Genomic DNA, 13246 nt, shown 5'->3' with positions numbered 1-13246 from the left:
GGCACCGCATGGCCGCTGCTCTTTCCGCGCAACCCATCGGTGGCCTCCCGGCCGGCACCGGCGCACTCGCGCTCGACACCTACGAGCTGACCAAGCGCTTCGGCAGCTTCACCGCGATGGACCGTGTGACGATGCGCGTCGAGCCCGGCTCGGTGCACGCGCTGCTCGGCGAGAACGGCGCGGGCAAGAGCACGCTGGTGAAGTGCGTGGCGGGCTTCCAGCGCGCGGAAGAGGGCAGCATCCTGATCGACGGCCGCGAGCAGGACATCGCCAACCCGATCGTGGCGCGCGCCCTGGGCATCGGCATGGTGTACCAGCACTTCACGCTGGCACCCGGCATGACGGTGGCCGAGAACCTGTTGCTGGCTGGCGGCAAGACGCCCGCGCTGATCGACTGGAAGAAAAAGCGCGCCGAGCTGGAAGACTTTCTTGCGACCACGCCCTTCAGCCTCGACCTCGATGCGCGGCCTTCGGAGTTGGCGGCGGGCGAGAAGCAGAAGCTCGAACTGCTCAAACAGTTGTATCTGCAGCCGCGCCTGTTGATCCTCGACGAACCGACGTCGGTGTTGACACCGCAGGAGGCCGACGAAGTGCTGGGCCATGTGCGCGCCATTGCGCGCAGCGGCCGATGCACGGTGCTCATCATCACGCACAAGTTTCGCGAGGTGATGGCGTATGCCGACAGCGTGACGGTGTTGCGGCGTGGCAAGGCCGTGCATCACTGCCGCGTGGTGGGCACGAGCCCGTCGCAGCTTGCGCAGGCCATGATGGGTGGCGAGGGCGCGGTGGCTTCGGCGCCCGTGGCCAGGAGGCCGGTGGACGCGAGCGCGCCTGTCGCGCTGAAGGTGGAAGGGCTCGAGGCGCAGGGCGACCGGGGCACGCTGGCGCTGCATGACCTGAGCCTGTCGGTGCGTGCGGGCGAGATCCTCGGCGTGGCCGGTGTTTCCGGTAACGGCCAGCGCGAGCTGGTCGAGGCGCTGGTCGGGCAGCGGCCACGGCTCGCGGGCCGCGTGACGGTGATGGGGCAGCCCTACAACGCACGGCGTGCGGAGAACCGCCGCCTCAAGGTCCGCAGCCTGCCCGAGGAGCCTTTGCGCAACGCATGCGTGGGCGATCTGAGCGTGTCGGACAACATGGCGCTGCGCGATTTCGACAGGCCGCCATTGTCGCGCGGCGGCGTGCTCAATTTTCCGCTCTGGCGCAGCCGGGCGCGCGAGTGGATCGCGGCGTATGGCGTCAAGACGCAGGGCGAGGGCGCACCCATTCGCAGCCTGTCGGGCGGCAACGTGCAGCGCGCGGTGCTGGCGCGCGAGCTGGCGGGCGACATCAACGTGCTGATCGCGGCCAATCCGGTGTTCGGCCTCGACTTCGCGGCGGTGGCGGAGATTCACTCGCGCATCGTGCAGGTGCGCGAGAAGGGCGGGGCGGTTCTGCTGATCAGTGAAGACCTTGACGAACTGCTGGAGCTGGCCGATCGCATTGTCGTGATGAGCGAAGGGCGCGTGGTGTTCGAGACTTCTGCTGCGGGGGCCGAACGGCATGTGATCGGGGCGCACATGGGGGGTGGGCATTCTGGGCCTTCTGGGCCTTCTGTGGAGGCTGCTGCATGAGTGCTCTGTTGCTTGTTGCGAGGCCGCCCGGCAGGCGGCGCGGCGCCGGCATCCCCGCTGTGCCGGCCGCTTCGCGGCTTCCCTGCGGTGCTCGCGCTTCGCGGGGTCTCGCAGAACTCGCTTCGCTCAAACAGCTGCGAGCCCTGATCCGCGAAACGCTGCGCTCCTCGGTGGCCCAGAGGGGACGCCGGCACCGCACCGCCTGCCGGGCTTCGAGGGGGCGTGTTTGCCCTCTGTGCGTTCACGGCTCTGCACATAAGGGAGGACGACGATGCGCATAGGCATAGAAGCGGCAGCACCTTTTCCTTACGGGTTCGAACTCGCGAGCACGGCGTTGGTCCTCATCGACATGCAGCGTGACTTCATGGAGCCCGGTGGCTTTGGCGAGACGCTGGGCAACGACGTCTCGTTGCTTCAGGCGATCGTGCCGGCGACGCGGAAAGTCCTGCAGGCCTGGAGGGCGGCGGGTGGCCTTGTGGTTCATACCCGGGAGGCCCACGCCGCCGACCTGTCCGACTGCCCGCCGGCCAAGCGCAACCGTGGCAAACCCGCGCTGCGCATCGGCGATGAGGGGCCGATGGGGCGCATCCTCGTGGCAGGGGAGCCCGGCAACCAGATCATCGAGGCGCTTGCACCCATCGACGGAGAGATCGTCATCGACAAGCCGGGCAAGGGCGCCTTCTATGCCACTGGGCTGCACGAACTGCTGCAGCAACGCGGCATTACCCACCTGCTGTTCGGCGGCGTCACCACCGAGGTCTGCGTGCAGACTTCGATGCGCGAAGCCAACGACCGGGGTTACGACTGCCTGCTGCTCGAAGACTGCACCGAGAGCTACTTTCCGGCCTTCAAGGCCGCGACGCTCGACATGGTGCGTGCCCAGGGCGCCATCGTCGGCTGGACGGCGCCCAGCGCCGCGCTGCTCGCGGCGCTGCTGAACCACGCGGCATGACGCGGGCGCCAGCGACTACCATTCCCCACGTGTCTACCGTCCGACCCCGTCCCGTTTCACCTGCTCCCGCTGTCGTCACTGCCGTCGACGCGGCCGTCTTTCGCACGCGGGCCGACGAGGTCTATGCGCAGCTCAAGCGCGACGTGGCCGACTTCATCCTCGTGCCGGGCGATCGCTTCACCGAGAACGAGATCAGCGAGCGGCTCGGCGTCTCGCGCACGCCGGTGCGGCAGGCGCTGTTCCGGCTGCAGCAGGAAGGCTTTGTCGAAGTGCTGTTTCGCAGCGGCTGGCGCGTGCTGCCTTTCGACTTCGACCAGTTCGAGCAGCTCTACGACCTGCGCATGGTGCTGGAGACCACCGCCGTGCACCGCCTGTGTGAAACCGATCGCCACATCGACCGCGGCCTGATCGAGACGCTGGCCGACATCTGGCTCGTGCCCGTGGCGCAGCGCAGCGCCGACACCGCGCAGGTCGCGCAATGGGACGAGGCTTTTCATTGCACGCTGGTGGCCGCGGCCGGCAATGCCGAGATGGCGCGCGTGCATGGCGACGTGACGGACCGCATCCGCATCATCCGCCGGCTCGACTTCACGCAGCAGCCCCGCATCGACGCGACCTACGAGGAGCACGGCAAGATCCTGAAGGCCGTGCGCGCGAACCGTGGCGATCAGGCCGCGATGCTGCTGCGCGCGCACATCGAGACCAGCCAGGCGGAGGTGCGCAAGATCACGCTGCACCAGGTGCATCTGGCGCGGCACGCGGGGAAGACCCTCGGGCCACGCTGAGCCGCGGGTATTGCTCCTTCCCCCTCTGGGGGAAGGCTGGGATGGGGGCTCTCGGCGTTGGCCACTGCACAGCCTTTGCAAAGGCCGTCGTGCCCCCACCCCAACCCTCCCCCAGAAGGGGAGGGAGAAAGATCGCAACTCAGTCGGCGGTGATGTTCCCGCGCTTCACCACCCCAGCCCACCGATCCGCATCCTTCTTGATGAGCGCCCCGAACTCCGCCGGCGTCGAACTCGCCGGCACCATGCCCTGCGACTCGAACGACTTCGCCACGTCGGGCTGCTTCAGCACCGCCGCGATCTCCTTGTTGAGCCGCGCCACCACCTCGGGCGGCGTGCCCTTGGGTGCGAGCACGCCGTACCACATGTCCACGTTGTCGGCGGTCACGCCGGTCTCGGCCAGCGTGGGCACATCGGGCAGTTGCGACAGGCGTTTGCTGCTGCCGGTGGCAATGGCCTTGAGCTTGCCGACCTGGATGTGCTGCAGCGCCACGTGCACGGGCAGGAACATGGTGTCGATGCGCCCGCCCAGCAGGTCGGTCACCGCGCCAGCCGTGCCCTTGTACGGCACGTGCAGCATCTCGGTGCCGGTGCCCTGCATGAAGAGCGCCATCGACAGGTGATGCGGTGTGCCGACGCCCGGCGTGGCATAGGTCAGCTTGCCGGGGTGGGCCTTGGCCGCGCTCACCAACTGCGCCACCGTACTGGCCTTCTGCACGTTCGGGTTCGTCACCAGCAGCAGCGTGCCCCAGGACGTGAGCGACACCGGCGTGAAATCGTTCACCGGGTCGTAGCTCAGCGACTTGTAGAGGCTGCGGTTCATGACCAGCGTGTTGACCTGCACCATCAGCGTGTAGCCGTCGGGCTTGGCGCGGGCCACTTTCTCGCTGCCGATGTTGCCGCTGGCGCCGGCCACGTTGTCCACGATCACTGGCTGGCCCAGCAGGGCCGGCAGGCGGGCCGAGAGCTGGCGCGCGACGAGGTCGATGCCGGTGCCGGGCGTGTAGGGCACCACCAGCGTGATCGGCTGGTCGGGCCAGGCGTGGGCGGCCATGGCGGTGGCCGAAACGAGCAGGGCGGCAAGGGTGCGGGTGAACAGTCGCATGGGTGGGGGTCTCCGTTGTCTTTCTTGTGGGTAGGGGGCCGGCGCTCAGAGGTACGAGGCGCGCGCCTTCAGCGCCACCGGGTCGTAGCCGGCCACGCGCTTGTAGTTGTCCGAGATGGCCTGCAGCTCGGCCGTGGTCACGACATCTTCGATCTGCTCGAAGCGCTGGCCGCCCGAGCGCTCGAACACTTCGCGCAGGATCGCGTCGGGCGGGTTGCTGCGGTTGGTCAGCACGACGTCGGTGGTCGCCTTCACGCGCACGCGGTCGTAGTCTTCGAGCGCGGCGGTGCCCACGCCCAGGTCCTTGAGTGCGCCCGACAGGAAGCGCGCGTCGATGATGGCCTGGCCCGCGCCGTTGGAGCCGCGCGGCACCATCGGGTGCGCGGCATCGCCGAGCAGCGTGAGGCGTCCGTGCGTCCAGCGCGGCAGTGGGTCCTGGTCGACCATGGGGTACTCGAGGATGGTGTCCGAGGCGAGGATCAGCGCCGGCACGTCGAGCCAGTCGAAATGCCAGTCGGCAAAGGCGGGCATGAAATCTTCGAGGCGGCCGGCGCGGCTCCAGTCGCGCATCGCGGGCTGCGGCGCATGGATCTCGGCCACCCAGTTCACGAGCTGGTGGCCCTCGGCATCGATGTCGTTGCGGATCGGGTAGATCACCATCTTGCCGACCGACAGCCAGCCCGCGCGCACCATGCTCGCGCCCGACAGGAACGGCTTCCAGCGCGCGGTGCCACGCCACATGTTCACGCCCGAGTAGCGCGGTGCGCCTTCGTTCGGATAGAGCTGCTTGCGCAGCGCCGAGTGGATGCCGTCGCAGCCGACCGCGACCGCGCCGCGCACCGAGGGTGCGTTCGCGAAATGCACGGTCACGCCTTCGGCGTCTTGCGTCACGCCGGTGCAGCGGCTGTTGCAGACCACGCTGTCAGGGCCCAGGCGCCTGAGCGTCTCTTCGTACAACACGGTCTGCAGGTCCCCGCGATGGATCGAGAACTGGGGCCAGTCGTAACCCGCATGCTCGCCCGCCGCTTCGCGAAAGATCAGCTGGCCGTGCTCGGTGAAGAAGATCGATTCCTTGGTGCGAACGCCCACCGCGTCGAGCTGCGGCAGCAGACCCAGCTCGGTCAGCTCGCGCACCGCGTGCGGCAGCAGGTTCACGCCCACGCCCAATGGCTTGAGCTCGGGCACGGCCTCGTACACGCGGCAGGGAATGCCGGCCTGGTGCAGGCTCAGTGCCAGGGTCAGGCCGCCGATGCCGGCGCCCAGGATGATGACTTCGTTCATGGTCGTTCGTGGTGTTGCGGTGTATCCCGGAGGCGCATTAGGAACGCGAGCAAGCCATTTGGGAAATTTAGATGTGATATGGATTTATCATGAATCCTTATGAACCTCTCGACCCGCCAGATGCGCGCCTTTCTGCATGTGGCGCGCATCGGCAACTTCACGCGCGCGGCCGAGCAGGCGCACATCACGCAGGCGGGGCTGAGCATCCTGATCCGCGAAATGGAAAAGCAGCTGGGCTGCCGGCTGTTCGACCGCACCACGCGCGTGGTGAGCCTCACGCCGGCCGGGCGGCGGCTGCTGCCGGTGGTGGAGCGCCTGGTCACCGACCTCGACGACGTGGCCGCGCAGCTCGGCGCCGAGGGCGACGAGGCGCGCCAGACCTTGCGCATCGCCGCCACGCCGCTGGTGTCGTCGCACCTGCTGCCGCAGGTGTTCACCACTTTCCGGCAGGCCCATCCGCAGGTGAGCCTGCGCCTGTTCGATGCCGACCTGCACGACGTCGGCGCGATGGTGACCGCCGGCGATGCGGACATGGGCCTGGGCTTTTTCTTCAAGGCCGCGGCGGGGCTCGACCGCACGCCGGTCGGGCGCTTTCACCTGATGCGCGTGGCGCCCTTGCCGGGCGGTGCCGATGAGCCGCCCGCCGTGCGCACCGCACCCTGGTCGGCATTGCGCGGTGCCGGGCTCATCGGACTGCCACCGGGCAACCCGATCCAGAAGGTGATCGACCAGCATCTGTCCACCATCGGCCTGGCCGACGCGCAGCGGCCCGCGTTCAATTTCTTCGGCACGCTGATCTCGATGGTGGAGGCCGGCTTCGGCACCGCCGTGATGCCGACCTTCGCGCTCGCGGCCTGCCGCCGCCATCGCGTGCGCACCGACGTGCTGACCCAGCCGAAGGTCGGGCTCGACTTCTACCGCATCACCAAGCGCGGCACGCAAGAGACCGAAGCCATGCAGGCCTTCACCGCCACACTGGTGAAGGCGCTGCCCGCGCTCTCTCGGTAGCGGGTTGCCACCCGCGGGCGCTCAGACCATCGCGTTGTCGCCGCCGGGAATTTCGTGCGCCTTGATCTGGCGGCGCGTGAGCTTGTAGAGCGTGGACGAAAGAAAGCCGTCCTGGTGCGTGTTCTTGGTCACGTTGACCACGAACTCGTCTTCGGGCGCGACGGCTTGCGCGCCCATGATCCAGCGCACGCTCTCGCGGTAGTTGTAGAGCACCTTGTCGTTGGCGTCGGCCAGCAGGGTCGACAGCGCGGCCATTGCGATGGCGTCGCCGTTGGTCGCATGCTCGCGCACGAAGTCCAGGTGGCGATGGCGCGCGCTCAGGTCGGACAGGTCGCTGATGAACATCAACGCGCCCTCGGTGGCACTTTCGTGGCCGAGCTCGCGGGCCTTCAGCATGGCCTCGACCGCCTGCACCTGCAGCGCGGGGCGTTGTGCCGCGGGTGTGGCGTCTTCCCAGGCCATGTCGTGGCAAAGGTAGCCGAGCTTGTAGGCTGCGACGCTGTTGCCGACGTCTGCCGCCTGGCTGTAGCAGCGCATGGCCTGCTGCCGGTCTTTCGTGCCGTGCAGGCCACCGGCGTGGAAGATGCCGAGCGTGAGCAGGCACGAGGTGTCGCCCGCCGCCAGACCGAGCTCCAGCATCTCGAAGGCTTCCTTGTTGCGCGGCACGCGCCACAGGGCGCGCGCCAGGTCGTCCCAGTGCTCGGTGCCGGCGGCACGCTCGCGCGCGGCCGCCAGCCACGCGTTGCCGGTCGCTTCGTTGGGCACGAAGCCGAAGACGCCCTTCAGGCTGCAGTAGCCGTGCAGGATCAGCGCGGTGTTGCATTCGTAGGCGTTGGCGCTGTTGCAGATGGCCTGGCCCAGCCAGTGGCCTTCGGGCTCCTGTTCGAGCGCGATGTGCACCGCCATGTTCATCGCGTATTCGTCGTCGATGGGGTGGTGGCTCTCGGCTTCGCGCAGGCAGGCCAGTGCTTCCGCGTGCTGGTCGAGCATGTAGTGGCTGATGGCCAGCCAGCGCAGGGTTTCCCAGCGGTGGTAGGGGTAGAGCGCCTCGTTGGCGCGCTGGCGCGTGGCGGCCATGCGCTGCTGGGCTTCGACCGGGTCGTCGTCCTTGTCGACCGAGTTGCCCTGGTAGTCGTCGCGCCAGATCTCGTGGCGCAGCCGGTCTTTCTCGACCTCGTTCAGGTGCGCGCAGGCGGGCGACGCGATGAAGGCGCGCACGCGCTCGTGGCTGCCGCCCCAGCGCGGCTGCTGGAACCAGACGCACTGGCGCATGAAGAAGAACAGCCGCGGGTGCACGTGCAGCGTGGCATGGATCCAGTAAGAGATGCCGCTGATCATCTTCTTGCCCTGCACGGGCGAGGGCAGGGCGACGGGCGCTTCTTCAGGGCATGCGATGCGCTCGTCGTGCCGCAGGCCCGAGCGCGCGAGCATGGTGAGCAGCTCTTCGCGTGTGGCCGGGTCGCCGAGCGAAAACGAGTGCTGCAGCGGGCTGTCGGGCCAGCGGCCGCTGCGCACCAGCTCGGTCAGCCAGTCGGGTTCGTTGAAGGCTGAGGTGCTTTGCAGCAGCAGGGCACAGCTGGTCCACATGGTGGGCGCGAGCGTCAGCGCCCGCAGGGCCGCGACCGCGCTGCGCGTGGCGCAGGCATGGGCGCATTCCCAGCCCAGCGCGGTGACCGAACTGGCCCAGCCCGAGCCTCGGTACTGGTAGGCCCAGTGGTACCAGTAGTGGGCTTCGCAAAGCCAGGCGTGGGCCGATTGCGGGTTGGCGGCCTGCCAGGCGAGCAGCCGGGCCAGGCCCTCGGCACCGTCCGCCGTGCAGCCGGAGAGGTCGTCGGGCAGCGCGCCGTAGTAGCGCTCTTCGTCGTCGCGGTCGTGGAAGCTGGCGGCCAGCGCGTCGTCCAGGCGCTGGTCGAGCGCGGCGTAGTCGCCGGTACGCAGCAGGGCGTCGATGTCGCAGAGCTTCCAGCGCGCGGGCGCGGGAGGAATCACGGTCGCTGCGGCGGGGGGCGTGTTTGTCGTCATGGGCGGGCGGTCGCGCTTCAGGCTGATTCGGGCCGATTCAGGCCGTCGCGACGGGGGCGATGGTGATGGTGGGTTGGGGGTCGAAGATGCGGTAGCGCTTCCACGGCAACGTGAGCCAGTTGCCCTGGGTGTTCTGCAGGTGCTCCTGCACTTCCAGCGTGGCGCGCGAAGAGGCGGGGCCGTCCTGGCTGCTGATGCGCAGCCAGTGCAGCCGGGCCCGCGCGTAGGCGTGGCCGAAGTCTTCCCAGCTCTCGAAGCTGTCCTGCGCGCGCTGCGCGTTCAGGAACAGCACCAGCCAGGCCTGCGATTCGGGCACCCAGCCCAGCAGCGCGATGCAGCGCACCAGGAAGGCGGTGCGCGCGCAGTCGAAGGCCAGCGCGTCGCGCACCTTGCCCTCGGCCGCGAGCTGTTCGTAGAAGTTGGCGTGGGTGCGGCCGAGTCCGCCGACCCAGCCGACCAGCGCGGCCTGCATCTGCGTGGCGATGTCGCGCTCGGGCAGGTCGGCGGCCATGTTCATTTCGCGCAGCACCTGCTTGGCCAGCCGCTGGCGCTGCTCGGTGGGCAAGTCGAGCGCCAGCGCGTCGCTGTCGCAGCGCAGGCCGTTGCGCAGCAGCAGGATGTCGCCGAGCGCCAACGCCCAGCGGCGGCGGTTGGGCACGACCTTGCCGGACTCGGCCCGGGCCTGCGCCGCGCGCGCCGAGAGGTCGGCGTTGGCTTTCTCCATGTGGCCGATGACCTTGCCCGAGCCGTGCATGGCGATGCGGAAAACCGTGCGCACGATGAACCAGGCCACGCGCACCCCGAGGTACAGCAAGCCCAGCAGCAGCAGGAGGATGAAGGCCTTCAGCATGTCGTCACGCAGCCGCGGTAGGTGGCGCGCACATGGCGGCGCTCAGCGAGATGCCCTCGATTTCCATCATCGCGGCGGGTGCCTGCGGTGCTTCCGGCACATCCGTACGCAGCGACGGCGGCAGGCGGTTCGGAGGCAGCGTCAGCCGGGCGGCGGCCGCCACGGCCACGTCCATCTGCCGCAGCCGCGCCAGCTCGTGCGGCGCGATGCGCAGCAGCAGCCATTGCAACGCCGGCGGCGGCTGCTCGAAGTGCTCGATCAGGTGGAAGTTGCCGCTCATCACACTGAGCAGGAAGTCGGGGCTCTGCACGTCGGTCACGAACTTCCATTCGCCCTGGGCGGTGTCCGATGCCTCGGGCTCGAACACCAGGCCCATGCCCTCGCAGTCGCTGTGGCGCTCGCCGCGCGGCGGCAGCGTGCGCAGAAACTGCAGCACGTCGTCGGCGTACTTGCGGATCGGGTGGCGGTTCTGCTTGCCCTTGATCTGGTCGACCCGCAGCCCGTCCGGATGCACTTCGAGGCTGATGGTCACGTGCGGCAGGTTGCCCGCGCTGCGCAGCGTGAACAGGCGCAGCCGGCCGCTTTGCGCGGCACTGGCGTACTGCTCGCCGTAGCCGCCGGCGAGCTTCTTGATGTTGGCGAACTGCCCCAGGCAGTGCTGCATGTGGAACGACTCGTAGGCCATCTCCTCGCGCAGCGCCGCGTGGCTGCCGACGAACTCGAAGATCACGCCGTTGGGCGTGCGCAGCAGCTCCTTCAGCGCCAGGCCGCTGCTGGGCACCCAGCCCTTGTTGCGCTTGGCCTGCATGCGCTGGTGTTCCTGCTCCCACATGGCCATGGCCATGAAGCAGGTGATGCGCTGCAGCTTCTGTTCGAGCCGCGTGCCGCGTCGCGAGCGCAGGAACTCGACCAGCATGCGCTCGCGGTCGACCAGCAGCAGGTGCTCGGGGTCGAGGTAGTAGAAGGTCTTCGGGCTGGCTTCGGCGGCGGGCGATTCGGCCTTGTCCTGCGACTTTCCTTTCGACTTTTCCTTGTCCTTGTCTTTGTCCTGCGCGGTGGCCGTGGCGATCGGCGCGCGCGGCTGGAGCTGTTTGGCCAGCCACTCGGGCAGCGGCTTGCCGGGGCCGGCCGCCGCCAGGTAGTCGGCGGGCGACTGCACCGGCAGCACGTTGGCGAAGCTGCCGATGGCCCAGCGGAAGAAGTGGTTCAGCAGCCAGGCCGTCATGTCGGCGTCGTCGCCGCGCTCGGCGCTGCGGCGCGCGATGGCGGCCTTGACCTCGGGGGCGTTCACCACGTCGCGCGGCAGGTACACCGCCGACGCAGCCGTGGCGGAGGACGAAGACGGCGCGACCGTGGAAGGAGGCGGAACGGGCATCGGCGGCAGCGCGACTTGCTTACAGCGTGAAGTCGTACTCCACCGTGATCGGTGCGTGGTCGCTGAACTTGACGGTCTTGTAGATCGCCTCGGTGCGCGCCAGCGCGCCGATGGCCGGCGTGGCCAGGTGGTAGTCGAGCCGCCATCCCACGTTGTTGGCGTAGGCCTGGCCGCGGTTGCTCCACCAGGTGTAGGCCTCGTCGGTGGTGTCCGGCTTGAGCCGGCGGTACACGTCCACCAGGCCCGCGCCATCGGTGCCGGCGTCGAGCAGCTTCGTCATCCAGGCGCGCTCTTCGGGCAGGAAGCCGCTGTTCTTCTGGTTGCCGCGCCAGTTCTTCAGGTCGATCTGCTGGTGCGCGATGTTGATGTCGCCGCACAGGACGAAGTCGCGCTTCTTCTTGAGCGCCACCAGGTGCGGGAAGAAGCCTTCGAGAAAGCGGAACTTGGCGGCCTGCCGTTCTTCGCCCGAGCTGCCGCTCGGGAAGTAGCAGCTGATGACGGAGAACTTGCGCTTGGGCGTGTCGAAGCGCAGCTCGAGGTAGCGGCCCTCGGCGTCGAATTCGGCGTCGCCCCAGCCGACCACGACCTTGCTCGGCGCGTGCTTCGTGTAGACGGCGGTGCCGGCGTAGCCTTTCTTCTCGGCGAAATGGAAGTGGCCCTTGAGCCCGGCCATCTCCTCGAAGCGGCCTTCGACGTCGCCGGCCTGGACCCGGATCTCCTGCATGCAAATACAATCCGGCGCAAGTTCGGCCACCCAGTCGGCCACGCCTTTGGTAGCGGCCGAACGCAGGCCATTGAGATTGAGACTGGTCAGTTTGAACACAAGGAAATTCCCGATGGCTGTAGATGGTGAGAAAAGCAGCGCGGTCGCACAGGACTTCGTCCAGTTTGCGTTGGATGCCGGCGTACTTCGCTTCGGCGAATTCAAGACAAAAGCCGGTCGGATGAGTCCTTATTTCTTCAATTCGGGGCTCTTCGACGACGGCGGCAAGATCGCGCGTCTGGCCGGATTCTATGCAGACCGGCTGATCGAGAGCGGGCTCGAATTCGACATGATCTTCGGCCCCGCCTACAAGGGCATCCCGCTGGGCGCCACGGTGGCGGCCGAGCTGGCCCGCCGGGGCCGCAACTACCCCTTTGCCTACAACCGCAAGGAAGCCAAGGCGCACGGCGAAGGCGGCAACCTGGTGGGCGCGCCGCTCAAGGGCCGCGTGCTGATCGTCGACGACGTGATGTCGGCCGGCACCGCGGTGCGCGAGTCGATCGGCGCGATCCAGGCCGCCGGCGCCACGCCGCATGCCGTGGCCATCGCGCTCGACCGGCAGGAGAAAGCCACCGAGAACGGCGTCGACGTGGACCACAGCGCCGTGCAGTACGTGCGCAACCAGCTCGGCCTGTCGGTGATCGCCATCGCCACGCTGGACGACCTGCTGAGCTACCTGTCGGGCAATGCCGCCGCCGACCTGGGCACGCACCGCGATCGCGTGCTGGCCTACCGCACGCGCTACGGCGCCGCCTGAGGCACGGCACCGATGCGCGCGCGCGATCACGGCAAGCCGACCCGCCTGCTGGCGGTCGCATCGTTTCTGGTGGCTTCGGGTTTCAGCGGTGCGTTGCAGGCGCAATCGCAGAAACTGGAAGGCGCCGCCCCCGGCATCTTCACCTGCATCGACTCACGCGGCCGCACGCTCACGGCAGACCGGCCGATCGCGGAGTGCAACGACCGCGAGCAGCGCGAGCTGAACCCCAGCGGCTCGGTTCGCCGCAAGGTCGAGCCCACCTACACGGCGCGCGAGCTGGCCGAGCGCGAAGACCGCGCCCGCGAAGCCGCCGCCCAGGCCGCGCGCCTGACCGACGAGCGCCGCCGCGAGCGCGCACTGCTGGTGCGCTACCCGAACGCCGCCACGCACGACCGCGAGCGCGCCGAAGCGCTGGTGCAGATCGACGCGGTGATCCAGGCGGCGAAGAAGCGCATCGCCGAGCTGGGCGAAGACCGCAAGAAGATCGACGAAGAGCTGGAGTTCTACAAGGCGGACACCAGCAAGGCGCCCGGTGCGGTGCGCCGCAAGCTCGAAGACAACACGCAGAGCGTGGCGGTGCAGAACCGCTTCATCGCCGAACAGGAAGAAGAGAAGAAGCGCGTGAATGCGCGCTTCGACGAAGAGCGCGGTCGGCTCAAGCTGATCTGGTCGCCGCAGAACGGCGGCAACCCTCGCTGAACCCGCCGGGGCCTTGCGCAAGGCCCCGGTTTCTTTGTTCGA

Annotated in this window: 12 protein-coding genes; 6 read left to right on the top strand and 6 right to left on the bottom strand. The window is 68.5% G+C overall.

What is annotated here, in order from left to right; translation table 11 throughout:
* The first annotated feature begins 8 nt into the window (after positions 1–8).
* The 3 genes from BLQ28_RS30200 (at position 9) to BLQ28_RS30185 (ending at position 3347) form a co-directional block, all read left to right on the top strand.
* Positions 9–1610, top strand: coding sequence for an ABC transporter ATP-binding protein (locus BLQ28_RS30200; RefSeq protein ID WP_093247027.1), 1602 nt, complete (start codon positions 9–11; stop codon positions 1608–1610).
* A 271-nt stretch (positions 1611–1881) separates the two neighbouring features.
* Positions 1882–2562 carry a cysteine hydrolase family protein gene (locus BLQ28_RS30190; protein ID WP_176801275.1) on the top strand — a complete coding sequence of 227 codons (681 nt, stop codon included), beginning with the start codon at positions 1882–1884 and terminating at the stop codon, positions 2560–2562.
* 29 nt (positions 2563–2591) lie between these two features.
* Positions 2592–3347 carry a GntR family transcriptional regulator gene (locus BLQ28_RS30185; RefSeq protein WP_176801274.1) on the top strand — a complete coding sequence of 252 codons (756 nt, stop codon included), beginning with the start codon at positions 2592–2594 and terminating at the stop codon, positions 3345–3347.
* Positions 3348–3486: 139 nt separating this feature from the next.
* Here the strand turns inward: BLQ28_RS30185 and BLQ28_RS30180 are convergent, their stop codons facing one another.
* On the bottom strand, positions 3487–4449 hold the full coding sequence (locus tag BLQ28_RS30180) for a Bug family tripartite tricarboxylate transporter substrate binding protein (protein WP_093247024.1): 963 nt from the start codon (positions 4447–4449) through the stop codon (positions 3487–3489).
* A 45-nt stretch (positions 4450–4494) separates the two neighbouring features.
* Positions 4495–5730 carry a flavin-dependent oxidoreductase gene (locus tag BLQ28_RS30175; RefSeq protein WP_093247023.1) on the bottom strand — a complete coding sequence of 412 codons (1236 nt, stop codon included), beginning with the start codon at positions 5728–5730 and terminating at the stop codon, positions 4495–4497.
* Between the two features lie 99 nt (positions 5731–5829).
* On the opposite strand from BLQ28_RS30175, the gene BLQ28_RS30170 reads away from it, so the two are divergent.
* Positions 5830–6738 carry a LysR family transcriptional regulator gene (locus tag BLQ28_RS30170; protein ID WP_093247022.1) on the top strand — a complete coding sequence of 303 codons (909 nt, stop codon included), beginning with the start codon at positions 5830–5832 and terminating at the stop codon, positions 6736–6738.
* 21 nt (positions 6739–6759) lie between these two features.
* Here BLQ28_RS30170 and BLQ28_RS30165 read toward each other — a convergent pair whose 3' ends face one another.
* The 4 genes from BLQ28_RS30165 to BLQ28_RS30150 are packed head-to-tail and all read right to left on the bottom strand — an operon-like array spanning position 6760 to position 11808.
* Positions 6760–8760 carry a DUF4034 domain-containing protein gene (locus BLQ28_RS30165; RefSeq protein WP_093247021.1) on the bottom strand — a complete coding sequence of 667 codons (2001 nt, stop codon included), beginning with the start codon at positions 8758–8760 and terminating at the stop codon, positions 6760–6762.
* Positions 8761–8797: 37 nt separating this feature from the next.
* Positions 8798–9610, bottom strand: a complete 813-nt coding sequence (locus BLQ28_RS30160; protein WP_256327516.1) for a DUF1266 domain-containing protein — start codon at positions 9608–9610, stop codon at positions 8798–8800.
* Positions 9611–9614: 4 nt separating this feature from the next.
* Entirely contained in the window at positions 9615–10985 is a 1371-nt protein-coding gene (locus tag BLQ28_RS30155) for a PcfJ domain-containing protein (RefSeq protein WP_093247020.1), read from the bottom strand.
* Between the two features lie 19 nt (positions 10986–11004).
* Positions 11005–11808, bottom strand: coding sequence for an exodeoxyribonuclease III (locus BLQ28_RS30150; RefSeq protein WP_093247019.1), 804 nt, complete (start codon positions 11806–11808; stop codon positions 11005–11007).
* Between the two features lie 13 nt (positions 11809–11821).
* Between BLQ28_RS30150 and pyrE the strand changes: the two genes are divergently transcribed.
* Positions 11822–12505: an orotate phosphoribosyltransferase gene (gene pyrE, locus BLQ28_RS30145; RefSeq protein ID WP_093247018.1), complete on the top strand. Its 684-nt coding sequence runs from the start codon at positions 11822–11824 to the stop codon at positions 12503–12505.
* A gap of 12 nt (positions 12506–12517) precedes the next feature.
* Complete coding sequence (locus tag BLQ28_RS30140) at positions 12518–13204, top strand: DUF4124 domain-containing protein (RefSeq protein ID WP_093247017.1); 687 nt, start codon at positions 12518–12520, stop codon at positions 13202–13204.
* Positions 13205–13246: the final 42 nt, after the last annotated feature.

It is taken from the genome of Variovorax sp. EL159, from assembly GCF_900100965.1.
Lineage (GTDB): Bacteria > Pseudomonadota > Gammaproteobacteria > Burkholderiales > Burkholderiaceae_C > Variovorax.
Note: the sequence above shows the minus strand (reverse complement) of the source record. Positions and strands in the feature narration are given on the sequence as shown.